Origin of the sequence: Pantoea sp. BAV 3049, assembly GCF_009765445.1 — a bacterium.
Lineage (GTDB): Bacteria > Pseudomonadota > Gammaproteobacteria > Enterobacterales > Enterobacteriaceae > Erwinia.
Window position 1 is genome coordinate 3,974,868 of sequence record NZ_WHOY01000031.1, and the last position, 17,825, is coordinate 3,992,692.

At 53.6% G+C, this 17,825-nt stretch carries 19 protein-coding genes and 2 tRNA genes; 17 read left to right on the top strand and 4 right to left on the bottom strand.

The features are described from left to right. Positions 1-57: 57 nt before the first annotated feature. From pncC to luxS, 11 genes are all read left to right on the top strand, one after another. On the top strand, positions 58-552 hold the full coding sequence (gene pncC / locus GSQ70_RS19580) for a nicotinamide-nucleotide amidase (protein ID WP_158784097.1): 495 nt from the start codon (positions 58-60) through the stop codon (positions 550-552). A gap of 95 nt (positions 553-647) precedes the next feature. After that, the gene (gene recA, locus GSQ70_RS19585; RefSeq protein ID WP_158784098.1) at positions 648-1,709 is read left to right on the top strand and encodes a recombinase RecA; all 1,062 of its coding nucleotides are present in this window, start codon (positions 648-650) and stop codon (positions 1,707-1,709) included. Between the two features lie 178 nt (positions 1,710-1,887). Further along, entirely contained in the window at positions 1,888-2,403 is a 516-nt protein-coding gene (locus tag GSQ70_RS19590) for a regulatory protein RecX (RefSeq protein WP_158784099.1), read from the top strand. A gap of 138 nt (positions 2,404-2,541) precedes the next feature. Continuing rightward, a complete protein-coding gene (alaS, locus tag GSQ70_RS19595; protein ID WP_158784100.1) occupies positions 2,542-5,169 on the top strand; it encodes an alanine--tRNA ligase in 2,628 nt (875 codons plus the stop codon). 249 nt (positions 5,170-5,418) lie between these two features. Then, a complete protein-coding gene (gene csrA / locus GSQ70_RS19600) occupies positions 5,419-5,604 on the top strand; it encodes a carbon storage regulator CsrA (RefSeq protein ID WP_004155916.1) in 186 nt (61 codons plus the stop codon). 317 nt (positions 5,605-5,921) lie between these two features. After that, positions 5,922-6,014: transfer RNA gene (locus tag GSQ70_RS19605), tRNA-Ser, on the top strand. 3 nt (positions 6,015-6,017) lie between these two features. Continuing rightward, a tRNA-Arg gene (locus GSQ70_RS19610) sits at positions 6,018-6,094 on the top strand. 338 nt (positions 6,095-6,432) lie between these two features. Further along, the gene (gene yqaB, locus GSQ70_RS19615) at positions 6,433-6,999 is read left to right on the top strand and encodes a fructose-1-phosphate/6-phosphogluconate phosphatase (protein ID WP_158784101.1); all 567 of its coding nucleotides are present in this window, start codon (positions 6,433-6,435) and stop codon (positions 6,997-6,999) included. After that, complete coding sequence (locus GSQ70_RS19620; RefSeq protein ID WP_158784102.1) at positions 6,996-7,424, top strand: YqaA family protein; 429 nt, start codon at positions 6,996-6,998, stop codon at positions 7,422-7,424. The genes yqaB and GSQ70_RS19620 overlap by 4 nt, the downstream gene beginning before the upstream one ends. A gap of 72 nt (positions 7,425-7,496) precedes the next feature. After that, on the top strand, positions 7,497-9,056 hold the full coding sequence (gene gshA / locus GSQ70_RS19625) for a glutamate--cysteine ligase (protein ID WP_158784103.1): 1,560 nt from the start codon (positions 7,497-7,499) through the stop codon (positions 9,054-9,056). Between the two features lie 156 nt (positions 9,057-9,212). Next, positions 9,213-9,728 (top strand): S-ribosylhomocysteine lyase, encoded by a 516-nt coding sequence (gene luxS / locus GSQ70_RS19630; RefSeq protein WP_158784104.1) that lies wholly within the window; start codon positions 9,213-9,215, stop codon positions 9,726-9,728. Between the two features lie 84 nt (positions 9,729-9,812). On the opposite strand, the gene GSQ70_RS19635 is transcribed toward luxS, so the two are convergent. Beyond that, positions 9,813-11,099: an HlyC/CorC family transporter gene (locus tag GSQ70_RS19635; protein WP_158784105.1), complete on the bottom strand. Its 1,287-nt coding sequence runs from the start codon at positions 11,097-11,099 to the stop codon at positions 9,813-9,815. A gap of 25 nt (positions 11,100-11,124) precedes the next feature. Further along, the gene (locus GSQ70_RS19640; protein WP_158784106.1) at positions 11,125-11,916 is read right to left on the bottom strand and encodes an inner membrane protein YpjD; all 792 of its coding nucleotides are present in this window, start codon (positions 11,914-11,916) and stop codon (positions 11,125-11,127) included. A 164-nt stretch (positions 11,917-12,080) separates the two neighbouring features. Here GSQ70_RS19640 and ffh point away from each other — a divergent pair, with 164 nt between their 5' ends. The 5 genes from ffh to rplS all read left to right on the top strand — a co-directional run bounded on the left by ffh (position 12,081) and on the right by rplS (position 15,608). Beyond that, positions 12,081-13,442 carry a signal recognition particle protein gene (gene ffh, locus GSQ70_RS19645; protein WP_158784107.1) on the top strand — a complete coding sequence of 454 codons (1,362 nt, stop codon included), beginning with the start codon at positions 12,081-12,083 and terminating at the stop codon, positions 13,440-13,442. Positions 13,443-13,578: 136 nt separating this feature from the next. Next, positions 13,579-13,827 (top strand): 30S ribosomal protein S16, encoded by a 249-nt coding sequence (gene rpsP, locus GSQ70_RS19650; RefSeq protein WP_124234201.1) that lies wholly within the window; start codon positions 13,579-13,581, stop codon positions 13,825-13,827. Between the two features lie 18 nt (positions 13,828-13,845). Next, a complete protein-coding gene (rimM, locus tag GSQ70_RS19655; protein WP_158784108.1) occupies positions 13,846-14,394 on the top strand; it encodes a ribosome maturation factor RimM in 549 nt (182 codons plus the stop codon). Between the two features lie 35 nt (positions 14,395-14,429). Continuing rightward, the gene (trmD, locus tag GSQ70_RS19660; RefSeq protein WP_158784109.1) at positions 14,430-15,200 is read left to right on the top strand and encodes a tRNA (guanosine(37)-N1)-methyltransferase TrmD; all 771 of its coding nucleotides are present in this window, start codon (positions 14,430-14,432) and stop codon (positions 15,198-15,200) included. Between the two features lie 45 nt (positions 15,201-15,245). Then, a complete protein-coding gene (gene rplS / locus GSQ70_RS19665) occupies positions 15,246-15,608 on the top strand; it encodes a 50S ribosomal protein L19 (RefSeq protein ID WP_024965502.1) in 363 nt (120 codons plus the stop codon). A gap of 56 nt (positions 15,609-15,664) precedes the next feature. Here rplS and GSQ70_RS19670 read toward each other — a convergent pair whose 3' ends face one another. Further along, on the bottom strand, positions 15,665-16,357 hold the full coding sequence (locus GSQ70_RS19670) for a CTP synthase (protein ID WP_158784110.1): 693 nt from the start codon (positions 16,355-16,357) through the stop codon (positions 15,665-15,667). Positions 16,358-16,527: 170 nt separating this feature from the next. Between GSQ70_RS19670 and GSQ70_RS19675 the strand changes: the two genes are divergently transcribed. Then, entirely contained in the window at positions 16,528-17,271 is a 744-nt protein-coding gene (locus GSQ70_RS19675; protein ID WP_158784111.1) for a GNAT family N-acetyltransferase, read from the top strand. Here the strand turns inward: GSQ70_RS19675 and GSQ70_RS19680 are convergent. Beyond that, positions 17,218-17,727 (bottom strand): GNAT family N-acetyltransferase, encoded by a 510-nt coding sequence (locus tag GSQ70_RS19680; protein WP_233268368.1) that lies wholly within the window; start codon positions 17,725-17,727, stop codon positions 17,218-17,220. The two genes, GSQ70_RS19675 and GSQ70_RS19680, sit on opposite strands and share 54 nt — an antisense overlap. Positions 17,728-17,825: the final 98 nt, after the last annotated feature.

The window sequence follows — 17,825 nt, forward strand, 5'->3', positions numbered from 1 at the left end:
GCCGTCCAAAAAATGCTAACCTTGCACTTTCATCCATAAGGGAAGCGAGGCGTCATCATGACGGATAATGAGTTATCGCAACTGAGCCACGAAGTGGGGCAGTTATTACTCAAGCGCAGGGCTACAGTGACCACTGCCGAGTCCTGTACCGGCGGCTGGATTGCCAAGATCCTCACTGATATAGCGGGAAGCTCCCAGTGGTTCGGGCGGGGATTTGTCACCTACAGCAATCAGGCCAAGCAGGAGATGGTTGGTGTGACGGCGGCTTCGCTGGAAAGTTATGGTGCGGTGAGTGAGCAGGTGGTGAAGGAAATGGCCGAAGGTTCACGTGCAGAAGCCGGAGCGACCTTTGCCCTTTCCGTCAGCGGGATTGCCGGGCCGGATGGTGGCTCGGTGGAAAAACCGGTCGGCACCGTCTGGTTTGGTTTTGCGGCAGAAAGCCGTGAAACGCTGGCGCAGCGCAAGGTATTTTCCGGTGACCGGGAAGCGGTTCGTCGTCAGGCAACGGCCTGGGCGCTGCTGACGCTGCGCGATCATTTTCTTAAAAATTAAACTTGATACTGTATGACCATACAGTATAATCACTGCCATATTGAATTTATGCAAAGCCGCGTATGTGTGCTTTACCCGCGTAATCAGGAGTTGAAATGGCTATTGACGAAAACAAGCAAAAAGCACTGGCAGCAGCGCTGGGCCAGATTGAAAAGCAATTTGGTAAAGGCTCCATCATGCGCCTGGGTGAAGACCGCACCATGGACGTGGAAACCATCTCTACCGGTTCCCTGTCACTGGATATTGCGCTGGGTGCGGGCGGTCTGCCAATGGGCCGTATCGTCGAAATCTATGGCCCGGAATCTTCCGGTAAAACCACGCTGACCCTGCAGGTTATCGCGGCTGCTCAGCGTAAAGGTAAAACCTGTGCGTTTATCGACGCAGAGCACGCGCTGGACCCGATCTACGCGAAAAAACTCGGTGTGGATATCGATAATCTGCTCTGTTCTCAGCCTGATACCGGTGAGCAGGCGCTGGAAATCTGTGATGCGCTGGCACGCTCCGGCGCTGTTGACGTGATCATCGTTGACTCCGTAGCGGCCCTGACGCCGAAAGCGGAAATCGAAGGGGAAATCGGTGACTCTCATATGGGCCTGGCGGCACGTATGATGAGCCAGGCGATGCGTAAGCTGGCTGGTAACCTGAAAAACTCCAACACGCTGCTGATCTTTATCAACCAGATCCGTATGAAGATCGGTGTGATGTTCGGTAACCCGGAAACCACCACCGGGGGTAACGCCCTTAAGTTCTATGCTTCTGTCCGTCTGGATATCCGCCGTATCGGTGCGATTAAAGAGGGTGACGAAGTGGTGGGCAGCGAAACCCGCGTGAAAGTGGTGAAAAACAAAATCGCCGCGCCGTTCAAGCAGGCTGAGTTTCAGATCATGTACGGTGAAGGGATCAATATCTACAGTGAGCTGGTTGAGCTGGGCGTTAAGCACAAGCTGATTGAGAAAGCCGGTGCCTGGTACAGCTACAACGGCGACAAAATCGGCCAGGGCAAAGCCAACGCCGGTAACTTCCTGAAGGAAAACCCGGCGGTTGCCAGCGAGATCGAAGCGAAGCTGCGCGCCACGCTGCTCACTAACCCGGATACCAAGCCTGATTTCGTGGCTGATGCAGCCGATATTGACGAAACCAGCGAAGAAAACTTCTGATTTCCCGCTGAGGGCGCTCAGCGCCCTGCATAGCGATAAAAGGAACGGTTAAACCCGTTCCTTTTTTTATGGTTGCGGAAAACCGGACAGGCGCCGTAAAACAACTTTTGTTTCTTCCCCTGTTCCTCGCTACCCTTATCCCGATCGTATTAAACAAGCTGAAAAGCCGTGGAGTGAGATGTCAGACGCCACAGAACGTAGCCAGTTTGCCCGTCTGCTGGACCGGGCTATGCGTATCCTTGCGATGCGTGACCACAGTGAAGCTGAGTTCCGCCGCAAGCTGTCGCTGTCAGTTGAACGTGCGGCCATGTATGCCAAAACCAGAGAGCAGGAGCCGGAAACCGTCATCCCGGAGCAGATTGACCGGGTGGTGGCCTGGTGTTATGAAAACCGCTACCTGGATGATGCCCACTTTGCTGAACGCTTTGTCGCCAGCCGCAGTCGTAAAGGTTATGGCCCGCAGCGTATCCGCATGGAGCTGGGACAGAAGGGCGTGGACAAGGCGCTGACGGATGAAGCGCTCGCCAGTGCAGAGATAGACTGGGCCCGCCAGGCGTACGAAGTGGCAGAGCGTAAGTTTGGCCTGCCGCTGCCGTCAGACTGGAAGGAAAAAGCGAAAGTGCAGCGCTATCTGATGACGAAAGGCTTCTTTTCCGAGGATATTCGCAGCATTTTCTCAAATTTTGATGATTGAACCGTGTTGGGGTTTTACTTCCCACCGAAGAAAATTTATCTTATTCACCACTTTTTGTTCGTGCGTTGCCGGGAAAAGGGTAACCCTGCCGGCGTATCAGACCCACGAAACGTTCGTTAGCGTGATTCCAGGACAATTATGAGCAAGAGCACTGCGGAGATTCGCCAGGCGTTTCTCGACTTTTTCCATAGCAAGGGACATCAGGTTGTAGCCAGTAGCTCCCTCGTCCCGACTAATGATCCGACGTTGCTGTTTACCAACGCCGGTATGAACCAGTTTAAAGACGTTTTCCTTGGCCAGGACAAGCGTAACTACTCCCGCGCCACCACCTCGCAGCGCTGCGTGCGCGCAGGCGGCAAACATAACGATCTGGAAAACGTCGGTTATACCGCCCGTCACCACACCTTCTTCGAAATGCTGGGTAACTTCAGCTTCGGCGACTACTTCAAGCGTGAAGCCATTGGCTACGCCTGGGAGCTGCTGACCGGTGCACAGTGGTTTAACCTGCCGAAAGACAAGCTGTGGGTCACCGTGTACGAGACCGACGATGAGGCTTTCGAGATCTGGGCGAACGATGTTGGCGTACCACGCGAGCGTATTATTCGCATCGGCGATAACAAAGGTAGCGCCTACGCTTCTGATAACTTCTGGCAGATGGGCGATACCGGTCCGTGTGGCCCGTGCACCGAGATCTTCTTCGACCATGGCGATCACATCTGGGGAGGGCCGCCGGGCAGCCCGGAAGAAGATGGCGATCGCTACATTGAGATCTGGAACATCGTCTTCATGCAGTTCAACCGTCAGTCTGACGGCACCATGCTGCCGCTGCCAAAACCTTCGGTGGATACCGGAATGGGGCTGGAGCGAATTGCTGCGGTCCTGCAGCACGTCAACTCCAACTACGAAATCGATCTGTTCCAGAAACTGATCAAATCCGTGGCGGAAGTGACCGGTGCTACCGATCTGACCAGCAAATCGCTGCGGGTGATCGCGGACCATATCCGTTCTTGTGCTTTCCTGGTGTCTGATGGCGTGATCCCGTCGAATGAAAACCGTGGCTACGTGCTGCGCCGTATCATTCGTCGTGCCATCCGCCACGGTAACATGCTGGGCGCGCAGGGCACTTTCTTCTGGAAGCTGGTTGCGCCACTGATTGAGGTGATGGGTGCGGCCGGTGACGAGCTTAAAAGTCAGCAGTCACAGGTTGAGCAGGTGCTGAAAACCGAAGAAGAGCAGTTTGCCAAAACGCTGGAACGCGGTCTGGCTCTGCTGGATGAAGAGCTGGCGAAGCTGCAGGGTGACACGCTGGATGGCGAAACTGTGTTCCGCCTGTATGACACCTTTGGGTTCCCGGTTGACCTGACCGCTGACGTTTGCCGTGAGCGCGATCTGAAAATTGATGAAGCCGGTTTTGAGCAGGCGATGGAACAGCAGCGTCAGCGCGCGCGCGATGCCAGCGGATTCGGGACCGATTACAACAACGTGATCCGCATTGATGCGGCTTCCACGTTTAAAGGTTATGACCAGCTGGAGCTGACTGCTGTCGTGAAGGCTATCTTCGTCGACGGTAAGACAGCGGACGAAATCGCAGCAGGCCAGGAAGGGGTTATCGTACTTGATGAAACACCTTTCTACGGTGAATCCGGTGGGCAGGTTGGCGATACCGGTGAGTTAAAGGGCAGTAATGCCACCTTCACCGTGAACGACACGCAGAAATACGGTCAGGCCATCGGCCATGTCGGCAAACTGGCTTCCGGCCACCTGCGCGTGGGCGAGCCTCTGGCGGCGCATGTGGATGAAGCGCGTCGCGCCCGAATCCGCCTGAACCACTCAGCCACTCACCTGCTGCATGCAGCACTGCGTCAGGTCCTTGGTCACCATGTGGCGCAGAAAGGCTCTCTGGTAAACGACAAGTATCTGCGTTTCGACTTCTCGCATTTTGAAGCGATGAAGCCTCAGGAAATTCGTCAGGTCGAAGAGATCGTTAACGCGCAGATCCGTCGCAACCTGTCTGTCGATACCAACATCATGGAACTTGAATCAGCCAAAGCGCTGGGGGCCATGGCGCTGTTTGGTGAGAAATATGATGACCATGTGCGCGTGCTGACCATGGGCGACTTCTCTACCGAACTGTGCGGCGGGACTCACGCCAGCCGTACCGGTGATATCGGCCTGTTCCGCATCACTTCTGAGTCTGGTACGGCCGCCGGTGTGCGTCGTATCGAAGCAGTGACCGGTGAAGGCGCGCTGAAGCAGATGTATGCGCAGAGCGAACAGCTGCTGGACATTGCTCAGCTGGTTAAAGCCAACAACAGCAACCTGAATGAAAAAGTCCGTGCAATGATCGATCACGTGCGTGGACTGGAAAAAGAGCTGCAGCAGTTGAAAGATCAGCACGCAGCGCAGGAGAGTGCCTCGCTGAGCAGTAAGGCCGTAGAGGTGAAGGGAGTGAAACTGCTGGTCAGTGAACTGACTGGCGTTGAGCCGAAAATGCTGCGCACTATGGTTGACGATCTCAAAAATCAGCTTAAATCAGCGATTATCGTGCTGGCGACCGTGGATGAAGGTAAGGTGTCGCTGATTGCTGGTGTTACCAAAGATGTGACCGATCGCGTTAAGGCCGGTGAGCTGGTGGGGCAGTTAGCCCAGCAGGTTGGCGGTAAGGGCGGAGGTCGTCCGGATATGGCTCAGGCGGGTGGTACAGATACCCAGGCGCTGCCTGGTGCGCTGGCTGGCGTCGAAGCGTGGGTTACTACAAAACTGTAACACAATAAAAAGGCACCTCTGAGGACGCTGTGGCGAGGGTTTCACGGCGTCCTCCGCTCAGGTGCAGTCTCAAAAAACACAAAGTCAGGTTGATGGTGTGTATTTCGGCTAAACTAAGTATCAGCAGAATGTATTGGTATGATGGTGCACTTGTCGTGTATTTGTCATAGTCTACATTTAGCGTTATACGATGGATAATGCCGGGCGACACAGTTAACCCGACTCTTTTAATCTTTCAAGGAGCAAAGAATGCTTATTCTAACTCGTCGAGTTGGTGAAACCCTCATGATCGGTGATGAGGTGACTGTAACGGTGCTGGGAGTGAAAGGGAACCAGGTTCGCATCGGTGTGAACGCCCCTAAAGAAGTTTCGGTTCATCGCGAAGAGATCTATCAGCGTATCCAGGCCGAAAAAACTCAGCAAACGAGTTACTAACGGATCCAGCGCCTCGCTGCTGCAGCGAGGCGCTACCGGTTTTTCCTCCCTCCCCGCGCATTATTTCTCTTTTCTCTCGGTTTCTCTGTTCCTTGCACACTTTCGGGGGTGGCTTCTTATTGCTCAAGGTCATCCTGATCCTTGTTGATAAATCACTCTTTTTGTCGTCAAAATACCCGTATTGCGTGGGAATTGTGCAATCAAACACGTGGGGGGAAAAATTGTTTGACTTATAAGTGCGGGAAAGTAATATGTGCGCCACGCAGTGCCGATGAGCAGAAACAAAGTTCTGAAGCACAACTCGTAAGAGTGCGTATGGTGAGGTGGCCGAGAGGCTGAAGGCGCTCCCCTGCTAAGGGAGTATGCGGTCAAAAGCTGCATCCGGGGTTCGAATCCCCGCCTCACCGCCATTTGCATCCGTAGCTCAGCTGGATAGAGTACTCGGCTACGAACCGAGCGGTCGGAGGTTCGAATCCTCCCGGATGCACCATATTTTTTGATGAATTGGTTGCAACGTTGTACTGGCATAGTTTAACGCTGTACCAGCCAGCACCAGAGATGATTATCATTTCCGGAAGTGAACAGTTTTTACCTCCCCCACAGTTTTTTAGTTGTTTACCTCTTTATAATCTCTTTAATCAACTGATTGTTTTTGAATCAGAAATGGCAACATTTTATCAGAAAAATCGGCTGAGTTTTTTCTGACGCCAAATTCTGATAATGGAAAACCCCAGGTAATTCAAGGCATTTGCAGATCCATCGCGACAGCGACAAATTCAGTGCTTTGCGCTAAAGTATTCGTTCGCTGGTGCAAGGATGGAGAAGAGTATGTACGAGGGTTATGACGGTCTGATATTCGATATGGATGGCACCATCCTCGATACTGAACCGACGCACCGTAAAGCCTGGCACGAAGTGCTGGCCCGTTATGGACTGGATTTTGATGAGCGCACGGTGATAGGCCTGAATGGCTCTCCCACCTGGCGCATCGCGGAAGTGATTATTGCCAGCCATCAGAGCAGCCTGGATCCCTGGGCGCTGGCCGCTGAGAAAACCGCCACGCTGAAAGAGATGCTGTTCGATACCGTTCGGCCACTGCCGCTGATTGACGTAGTGAAAGCCTTCAAAGGCCGCCGTCCGATGGCGGTAGGCACCGGCAGCGAGCACGCCATGGCAGAGGTCTTGTTGCAGCATTTAGAACTGCGTGACTGTTTTGATGCGATTGTAGGTGCAGATGATGTCACTCGGCACAAACCTGAACCCGATACTTTTCTACGCTGCGCAGAGCTGATTAAGGTCGCTCCGGCGCGCTGTGTGGTGTTTGAGGATGCCGATTTTGGGATCCAGGCCGCAAAGGCTGCAGGAATGGATTACGTTGATGTCCGCCTGCTGTGAGTGAGTGGCTCAGTTATGGTTCGATGTTTGCCAGCAGTTTCCTCAGTGCCACACTGTTGCCGGGCAGTTCAGAAGTGCTGCTGGCAGGCCTGCTGGTCGCGGGAAAAGTCTCTGTTCCCGGAATAATTTTTATCGCCGCACTTGGGAACACTCTGGGCGGCCTGACAAATATTATCATTGGTCGCTGGCTGCCTCTGAAAGAGCAGGGGCGTTGGCATAACACAGCAAAAGCGTGGCTGCACCGATGGGGGCCTGCCGCGCTTCTACTTAGCTGGTTGCCGGTCGTCGGCGATCTGCTTTGTGTTCTGGCCGGCTGGCTGCGTTTTTCCTGGCTTCCGACGGTGTTTTTTCTCGCCGCAGGCAAAACGCTTCGCTACGTTGTGCTGGCTTTCGCAACACTACAGGGCATGGAGTGGTGGCGCTGATTCGCGAATAATTCGCGCTGCGATTAACATTATGCTGAACAATAATAAATTTTCCCCGAGCGGGAGGTCAATTTGATCCCGGACGTATCACAGGCGCTTTCCTGGCTGGAAGCGCATCCTGACGCATTGAAAGGTATCGGTCGCGGTATTGAACGCGAAACATTGCGTGTCAAACCTGATGGCCATCTGGCCACTACCGGACACCCCGAAACGCTTGGCTCAGCCTTAACGCACAAGTGGATAACCACTGACTTTGCGGAGACGCTGCTCGAATTTATTACGCCGGTTGATGACAATATCGATCATCTGCTGGCTTTCCTGCGTGATATTCATCGTCACGTTTCGCGCGATCTTGGCGAGGAACGGATGTGGCCGATGAGTATGCCCTGTCTGATTGAAGACAGTCAGCAGATTGAACTGGCGCAGTACGGTAACTCGAACATCGGCAAGATGAAGACGCTGTATCGGGAAGGATTGAAAAATCGTTATGGCTCGCTGATGCAGGTGATCTCCGGCGTGCACTACAACTTCTCGCTGCCGATCTCCTTCTGGCAGGCCTGGGTGGATGTAAAGGACGAGAAGAGTGGCCAGCAAGCTATCTCTGATGGCTATCTGCGCCTGATCCGCAACTACTACCGCTTTGGCTGGATCATTCCTTATCTGTTCGGGGCTTCACCGGGAATCTGTTCCTCTTTCCTTCAGGGGAAAGAGACCGCGCTGCCCTTTGAACGCACCGATAAAGGCATGCTCTATCTGCCTTACGCCACTTCATTGCGCCTGAGCGACTTAGGTTATACCAATAAGTCGCAAAGCGGCCTTGGTATTACCTTCAACAATTTGCCAGACTATGTGAAGGCGCTCAAAGCGGCGATCAAGACCCCTTCTGAAGAGTATGCGAAGAAGGGAGTGAAGGATGAGCAGGGGAACTGGCTGCAGCTCAACACCAACGTGCTGCAGATTGAAAATGAACTCTATGCGCCGATTCGCCCTAAACGTGTCACGCGATCGGGTGAGAATCCTTCAGATGCTCTGCTGCGTGGTGGCATCGAGTACATCGAAGTGCGCTCGCTGGATATCAACCCGTTTTCGCCAATTGGCGTTGATGAAAATCAGGTCCGTTTCCTCGATCTGTTTCTGATCTGGTGTACGCTGGCGGAAGCGCCGGAAATGAGCAGTGAAGAGCTGCTGTGCACACGTGCCAACTGGAACCGGGTGATCCTTGAAGGACGCAAACCGGATCTGATGCTGGGCGTGGGTTGCAACGAAGCTCAGCACCCGCTGAAAGAAGTGGGCAAAACACTGTTCGGAGATTTACGTCGCGTAGCGGAAACGCTGGACAGCCAGCATGGCGATCGCCATTACCAGGAAGTCTGTGACCGCCTGGTGGCTTCATTCGATGATCCGGATCTGACCTACTCAGCACGTTTCCTGATGGCGCTGAAAGAGAACGGCATTATCGGCACAGGCCTGGCGCTGTCGGAGCAGTATCGTCATCAGTTGGCGGAGGAGGGGCTGGAAATTCTTACTGACGCTCAGTTTGAACAGGAAGCCGTTCGCTCAAACGATAACCAGCAGGAAATTGAAGAAAGTGATACGCTTAGCTTTGAGGATTTTCTGAAGAGCAGAAGCTAGCACAAAAGAAAATGGCCACATCAATGTGGCCAAAATTAACATCTCTGTTGTCAGGGATGATGATAACAAAATGCGCGTCTTTCATATATTCAGACCCGTGACGACAGAGAAAGTTTCATCGTTGCAAAAATAAATTCATTTAGTTGAGGTAACAATATGCCATTGCTGGATAGCTTTACCGTCGATCACACTATCATGGCGGCTCCTGCGGTACGTGTAGCCAAGACCATGAACACTCCTCATGGCGATACCATTACCGTTTTCGACCTGCGCTTCTGCAAGCCGAACAAAGAAGTGATGCCAGAACGCGGTATCCACACGCTGGAACATCTGTTCGCCGGCTTTATGCGTAACCACCTGAACGGTGAAGGCGTGGAAATCATCGACATCTCCCCAATGGGTTGCCGAACCGGTTTCTACATGAGCCTGATTGGTACGCCGGACGAGCAGCGCGTGGCGAAAGCCTGGAAAGGGGCGATGCAGGATGTGCTGAAAGTCACAGACCAGCGCACAATTCCGGAACTGAATGAGTACCAGTGCGGCACCTATGAAATGCACTCTTTAGATGAGGCGCAGGACATCGCCCGCCACATTATCGACAACGACATTCGCGTTAACCATAACGACGAGCTGGCGCTGCCGAAAGAGAAGCTGAAAGAGCTGCACATTTAGTTTTCAGCTTTACCGTCCTGGCCTCCGGGACGGTAAATCCTTCCCCAGCAGTTGACCTGTAGGGGCGGATTCTACCATCTGCCTTTACGATCCTACCGACTCTTTCAGCGACTTTTGCGGCGTAATCCTTACCTGTTTGATCATATTTTCCTGCACGTCGAGAATATCGACCGCGTAGTGGCCAACGTGCACCGTGGTGTCCGGCAGGGGGATGTCCTCAATCGCTTCCAGAATCATCCCGTTAATCGTACGTGCCTCTTCTTCCGGCAGGTTCCAGTTAAACGCTTTGTTCAGCTCACGAATGTTGGCGCTGCCTTCAATCAGCACCGATCCGTCATTCTGTGGCACCACTTCTTCCGCCAGCGTTGGCGACATCGAGGTAGTGAAGTCACCGACGATCTCTTCAAGAATATCTTCAATGGTCACCAGACCTTTGATATCGCCATACTCATCAACGACCAGTCCGACTTTCTTCTTGTTGCGCTGGAACTTCACCAGCTGCACGTTCAGCGGCGTGCCTTCTGGCACATAATAAATCTCGTCTGCCGAGCGCAGCATCACTTCTTTGGTGAACTCTTTCTTCTCGGTCATCAGGCGGTAGGCTTCGCGCACGCGCAGCATGCTGATGGCGTCATCAAGAGAGTCACGATACAGCACCACGCGCCCATGTGGCGTGTGGGTCAACTGGCGAACAATTGACTTCCAGTCATCGTTAATGTTGATACCGACTATTTCATTGCGCGGCACCATGATGTCATCAACGTTCACTTTCTCCAGATCCAGTACTGACAGCAGCATGTCCTGGTTACGGCGGGACATCAGCGAGCGCGATTCATAGACGATGGTGCGCAGCTCTTCTTTGCTGAGCGCAGAGTTGATCGCACCTTCGGTTCTCATCCCCACCAGGCGCATCAGGATGCGGGTAATGGTGTTCAGCAGCCAGACCAGCGGCATCATCACTACCTGCAGCGGCCCCAGCAGAAGACTGCTCGGAAAGGCGACTTTTTCCGGATAGAGCGCAGCGATGGTTTTTGGCAGAACTTCGGCAAACACCAGCACGCAGAAGGTCAGAATACCGGTGGCAATGGCCACGCCCTCGTCGCCATGGATCCGCATCCCGACAATGGTGGCCAGAGCAGAAGCGAGAATATTGACAAGGTTGTTGCCGATCAGCACCAGACTGAGTAAGCGGTCGGGGCGGCGCAGCAATTTCTCGACGCGGCGGGCGGCACGGCTGCCGTTTTTAGCCTGATGACGTAACTTATAGCGATTCAGCGTCATCATGCCGGTTTCAGAACCGGCGAACCAGGCTGATACCAGAACCATGATCACCAGAATAATAATCAGGGAGGTAGTTGAAACTTGTTCCAACGAAGGAATTCCTTGTGGTTGTGGGTCAGGAGGTCAGGAAATGCTGCAGCATACGGCTACCGAAGTAGGCCATGGTCAGCAAAAATGCCCCGCCAAAATTGAACCAGGCGACGCGGCGACCGCGCCAGCCTTCATGATAGTGACCCCAAAGCAGAACGATATAAACGAACCAGGCGAGGATCGACAGCACGGCTTTGTCCACATTCTCGCGGCTGAACAGGTCATGCATGTAGAACAGACCGGTGCACAGTACCAGCGTCAGCAGCACCACGCCCACCTGGGTGATATGGAACATCTTGCGCTCAATGGTCATCAACGGCGGAATGTCTTTGCTGAACGCCAGCTTTTTGTTCTTCAGCAGATAGTCGATCCACGCCAGCTGTAAGGCATAAAGAGCCGCGATGATCAGCGTGGCATAGGCAAAAAGCGCCAGGCCGATATGCACCATCATTCCCGGCGTGGTTTCCAGATGGGTGATAAAGGCATTGGGGACAAAGGTGGCAAACGCCAGATTGATCAACGCGAAGCTGTAAACAATCGGCAGCAGTATCCAGCCACGATTACGTGACGCCACAATGGTCATAATGGCGCAAATCAGCAGGCTGACCAGCGAACCAATGTTCAGCAGGCTGAGATTCTGACCACTGTTCATAGCAAAAATTCGCTGTTCCAACGCTATGGCGTGGCAAATCAGCGCAATGGTGGCCGATATCACCGCCAGACGCCGCCAGCCGCTTTGTTTGCGCAACAGGCTGGGAATGATCAGAGCAAGGCTGAAGGAATAGGCGAGCAGCGCCAGAATCGCAAATACGGACATAGAGGTTGTCAGTTACCGGTAAGACTAAGAAAAAAATCAGTATAGCGCCAGCGGCTGCTGGCTCCAAACGATCTCAACTCAGATGGCTGAGATCGCAGCGTCTTCATGTTATAATCCGCGCCATTGTGTCGCCTGGCGACCTCTCATTACGTGAGCGAGAGACGATGTTTGATAATTTAACCGACAGATTGTCGCAAACCCTGCGCAATATCAGCGGCCGTGGACGGCTGACAGAAGACAACATTAAGGACACCCTGCGTGAAGTTCGTATGGCACTGCTGGAAGCGGACGTAGCGCTGCCGGTAGTGCGTGACTTCATCGCCCGCGTTAAAGAGCGCGCGGTGGGCCAGGACGTCAACAAAAGCCTGACGCCGGGTCAGGAGTTTGTAAAAATCGTGCAGAATGAGCTGGTCGTCGCCATGGGTGCCGAAAACAACACGCTCAATCTGAACGCCCAGCCGCCGGCCGTGGTGCTGATGGCTGGTTTGCAGGGGGCGGGTAAAACCACCAGCGTCGGTAAGCTGGGTAAGTTCCTGCGCGAGAAGCACAAGAAAAAAGTGCTGGTTGTTTCTGCTGACGTCTATCGTCCTGCAGCCATCAAGCAGCTGGAAACGCTGGCCGAACAGGTTGGGGTGGATTTCTGCCCGTCAGACCTGAGCCAGAAGCCGGTTGACATCGTTAAAAACGCTCTGCAGCAGGCTAAACTGAAGTTTTACGATGTGCTGCTGGTCGATACCGCAGGTCGTCTGCACGTAGACGAAGCGATGATGGACGAGATCAAACAGGTTCACGCCGCGATCAATCCGGTAGAAACTCTGTTTGTGGTCGATGCCATGACTGGCCAGGATGCCGCCAACACGGCGAAAGCGTTTAACGAAGCGCTGCCGCTGACCGGTGTGGTCCTGACCAAGGTTGATGGTGATGCCCGTGGCGGTGCTGCGCTCTCAATCCGTCATATCACCGGCAAGCCGATTAAATTTATGGGTGTTGGTGAAAAAACCGAAGCCCTGGAGCCGTTCTACCCGGACCGTATCGCTTCCCGTATCCTCGGCATGGGCGACGTGCTGTCGCTGATCGAAGATATCGAGAGCAAGGTTGACCGCGCGCAGGCAGAGAAACTGGCCAGCAAGCTGAAAAAGGGTGACGGTTTCGACCTGAACGATTTCCTGGATCAGCTGAAGCAGATGCGCAATATGGGCGGCATGGCCAGCCTGATGGGTAAGCTGCCAGGTATGGGTCAGTTGCCGGATAACGTTAAGTCGCAGATGGATGACAAAGTGCTGGTGCGAATGGAAGCGATGATCAATTCCATGACCCGTAAAGAGCGCGAGAAGCCAGAGATCATCAAAGGTTCCCGTAAGCGTCGTATCGCCACGGGTTCTGGTATGCAGGTGCAGGATGTTAACCGCTTGCTGAAGCAGTTTGACGACATGCAGCGCATGATGAAGAAGATGAAGAAGGGCGGTATGGCGAAGATGATGCGCGGCATGAAGGGTATGATGCCGCCGGGCTTCCCGGGCCGTTAAGTAAGCCGGAAAACCACTCAGGCGAATTAGATTGCTTTTTGCGCCAAAATGAGTAAAATTTTCGGGCTTTTTATATTGCATCCGGGCCCCGTTCCCTCAATGGGGCCCGGTTGTTTTATTAACTAAAGAGGATGTTATGGTAACAATTCGTTTGGCACGTCACGGCGCTAAAAAGCGTCCGTTTTATCAGGTAGTCGTCACTGACAGCCGTAATGCTCGCAACGGTCGCTTCATCGAGCGCGTTGGTTTCTTCAACCCGATCGCATCTGGTCAGGCTGAAGCACTGCGTCTGGATCTGGACCGCATTGAGCACTGGGTTGGCCAGGGCGCAACTCTCTCTGATCGCGTTGGTGCGCTGATCAAAGAAGCTAAGAAAGCAGCTTAATCTGTCACGGTGGTCAACATGAGCAAGCAACTCACCGCGTCGACGCCTGCTAACCCATTAATTTTGGGAAAGATGGGATCGGCCTACGGTATCCGTGGTTGGCTCAAAGTGTTTTCCTCCACCGAAGATGCCGAAAGCATTTTTGACTATCAACCCTGGTTTATCCAGCGGTCGGGTCAATGGCAGCTTATCGAGCTGGAAGGCTGGAAGCGCCACAATCAGGATATGATCATCAAAGTCAAAGGCATTGACGATCGTGATACTGCCGGTCTGCTGACTAATTGCGAAATTGTCGTGGATTCTGAGCAGTTGCCCGCGCTGGACAACGGCGACTATTACTGGAAAGACCTTATCGGTTGCCTGGTTGTCACCACCCAGGGCTATGAACTCGGTAAAGTCACAGAGCTGATGGAAACCGGTTCAAACGACGTTCTCGTCGTAAAGGCAAACCTGAAGGATGCATTCGGTGCGAAGGAGCGGCTGATACCGTTCCTTGATGGACAGGTTATCAAGAATGTCGATCTCACTACCGGCACCATTGAAGTAGATTGGGATCCTGGTTTTTGAGCTCCGGACAAAGCGGTAAAACACCGGCGCAGTCGATGTGGATAGGCATAATCAGCCTGTTCCCTGAAATGTTCAGCGCAATTACCGACTACGGAGTAACTGGCCGGGCAGTAAAAAATGGCCTGCTCAGCATCCAGAGCTGGAGTCCTCGTGACTTTGCTCATGATCGGCACCGTACCGTGGACGAACGTCCTTACGGCGGCGGACCGGGGATGCTAATGATGGTTCAGCCCTTACGGGATGCCATCCACGCAGCAAAAGCGGCGGCAGGAGAAGGCGCCAGGGTGATTTATCTTTCACCTCAGGGTCGCAAACTCGATCAAGATGGGGTTTGCGAGCTGGCGACCAGTCAGAAGTTAATTCTGGTGTGTGGTCGCTATGAAGGGATTGATGAGCGCGTAATCAAAACCGAAATCGATGAAGAATGGTCGATTGGCGATTATGTTCTCAGTGGTGGGGAGTTGCCAGCGATGACGTTGATTGACTCGGTCGCCCGGTTTATACCCGGCGTACTGGGGAAGCAGGCGTCAGCCGAGGAAGATTCATTTTCCGATGGGTTGCTGGATTGCCCGCACTACACCCGACCTGAAGTGTTAGAAGGGATGGAGGTTCCGCCAGTTCTGCTGTCGGGCAACCATGCTGAAATTCGCCGCTGGCGTCTGAAACAGTCGCTGGGCCGTACCTGGCTGAGAAGACCTGAACTTCTGGAAAACCTGGCTCTGACTGAAGAGCAAGCAAAGTTGCTGACCGAATTCCGCAAGGAGTTCAACCAGCAACATAACGATGATGGGCAGTCCCGGCAGTAGTCGCGGTGCCTGAATATCAGTTTACCCAGGATAAGAGATTAAATTATGAGCAACATTATCAAGCAAATCGAACAAGAGCAGATGAAACAGGACGTACCTTCATTCCGTCCGGGTGATTCCGTGGAAGTGAAAGTATGGGTCGTTGAAGGTTCAAAGAAACGTCTGCAGGCATTCGAGGGCGTGGTTATCGCTATTCGTAACCGCGGTCTGCACTCTGCATTCACTGTTCGTAAAATTTCTAACGGCGAAGGTGTTGAGCGTGTATTCCAGACTCACTCACCTGTGATTGACAGCATTGCTGTTAAACGCCGTGGTGCCGTACGTAAGGCCAAACTGTACTACCTGCGTGAGCGTACCGGTAAGTCTGCACGTATCAAAGAACGTCTGGGCGCTAAAGCAGCATCCTAAGTTAATAGTGAACAAGGGGCTGACCGAAAGGTTGGCCCTTTTTTTATGCCTGCAATTTATCGCTGTGTGGCTTTAAGCAGATCAACAACCAGTGGTGACAGCTCATTACGTAGCGAAGCGCGTTCAGACTGGAACAGCGTGGCAACAAAATATTTATGATCGGGCAGTTCAATGCCGCGCACGTCTCCTTCACCATCCCATGCGCTAATACGCAACGGGAAATCCGCCAGCTCAGAGATAAAATCCGGATCCACGCCGAAATTGCAGTGGTAGCCTTCGTGCGTGCTGAGCTTGCCATAGGCGCGGGCAATAATGGTGTCAGGATCGATCACGATATCACCAGTTTTCTCCACCAGTGAACAGCTCAGCGGGGCAATCACTAAACGCCCTTCGGTGTCGGTCTCTGCGTGAGCGGCATCGCTCCAGCCCATTACGTTACGGGCATATTCCACCACTGCGTACTGGAAGCCGCCACACGAACCAAGAAACGGCACGTTATTCTCACGGGCATAAGTGATAGCCAGGAAGGCGCCACGATCGTTTTTATAAGGGCTGCCGGGCACGACCCAGATGGCATCAAAATTCTCAAGAACGGCAGAACTGGTGACGGATTCGGTTGGCAGCCATTCTGCAATCACCGGAAGATTCAGGGAGGCGGCGGCAAGTTCGACAGCGGGGGGAATAGCCTGGTGAGCAACAGCATCGGAACGATAATCACCAACAAGGGCAAGGCGGAGGGGGGAGTTCATCTTATCTTCCTGTTCAGGTAAAAGAGGATGCTACAGCAGCCTTAACAAGCTGACAACATCGAACTTTCGGGCCGGATTAAGAGAGGCCGCGCAAATTTCAGCACGGCGGCTTGGCAAGCAGAAGTCCACTTCGTATGCTGGAGCTTCACCCGCAGAGGAGCCCGATTGCGATGCAGCAAATGAATCAGTACAACCAGCCCGTCGGCCCGGCATTGCCGGACTGGCAACCCGCTATATTGCCTCAGCGTCAGACGGTAGCTGGGCAGTACTGCCGCCTGGAGCCTCTGGATACGGCTAAACACTGCAGCGATCTCTACGCCGCCTATGCTTCAGCACCTGACGGCCGCGACTGGACCTATCTGACAGAGGAGAGACCAGCAACGCTTGAGGCTTTCCGGGCCTGGTTGCATAAGCGGGCGGCAGAAGCTCACTGGGTCACCTTCACTATTTTTTGTGCCCGTCGCAATCGTCCTGTGGGGCTGGCCTCCTATATGCGCATCGATACCATTAATGGCTCGCTGGAGTTGGGGGGCCTGACCTGGTCACCGCTGATGAAACGCACCATAGTTGGCACCGAGGCGCTGTATTTGCTGCTGAAGACAGCCTTTGCGCTGGGCTATCGCCGCCTGGAATGGAAATGTGATTCGCTGAATGCCCCTTCCCGTAAGGCGGCTGAAAGGATTGGGTTCCGTTATGAAGGCACTTTCCGGCAGATGATGACCCGCAAGGGACGCTCGCGTGATACGCAGTGGTTTTCGATTCTGGATGGTGAATGGCCAGCCATCGAACAGGCTATTTCTCTCTGGCTGGTAAAGGATAATTTTGACGAGCACGGACAGCAGTTCCGGCGCCTGTCTGCGTTACTGCGGCCTGCGGAAATGGTAGACAGCAGTGTTGACCGGGCCGCTGTCTGACACGATCAGGCCGTGCTGAATGCCGATGAAATCAGCGCCGCATTTGGCTGCCACACGGCGGCTGGCGGCATTTTCCGCCACGGCGAGGATCTCAACCGTGTCTCTTTCCGGGCTTTGCCACGCCAGATCGACCAGGTACTGCACGGCCTGGGTGGCGATGCCCTGGCGCTGCTCACTGCTGCGTACCCAGTAGCCCACAGAGCAGTGGTTGTGATCAATGCTGGAGTAACGCAGCCCGGCACCGCCCAGTAAGCGGCCATCTTCGGCAAACAGGCCCAGTTCGTTCGCTGCGCCTTTGTCCCGCAGGAGATGAGTGGCGGCAAACCATTTACGGGCATCTTCTTCGCTAAATCCCTCATGAGCCCATAACAACCACGGTTTAAGCGTGTCCAGCGAGGTAGTGACGGCGTTGGCAAATTCCCGGGCATCTGAATCGGCAAAAGGGCGGTAGATCACTTTTATGGCTGACCTCCTTATTTGTCCTTATATATCTTCATCATAAGTCCGCAGGTGAAAATTTACGAATCGATTTATCTCCGGGTAAAAGATTTTAT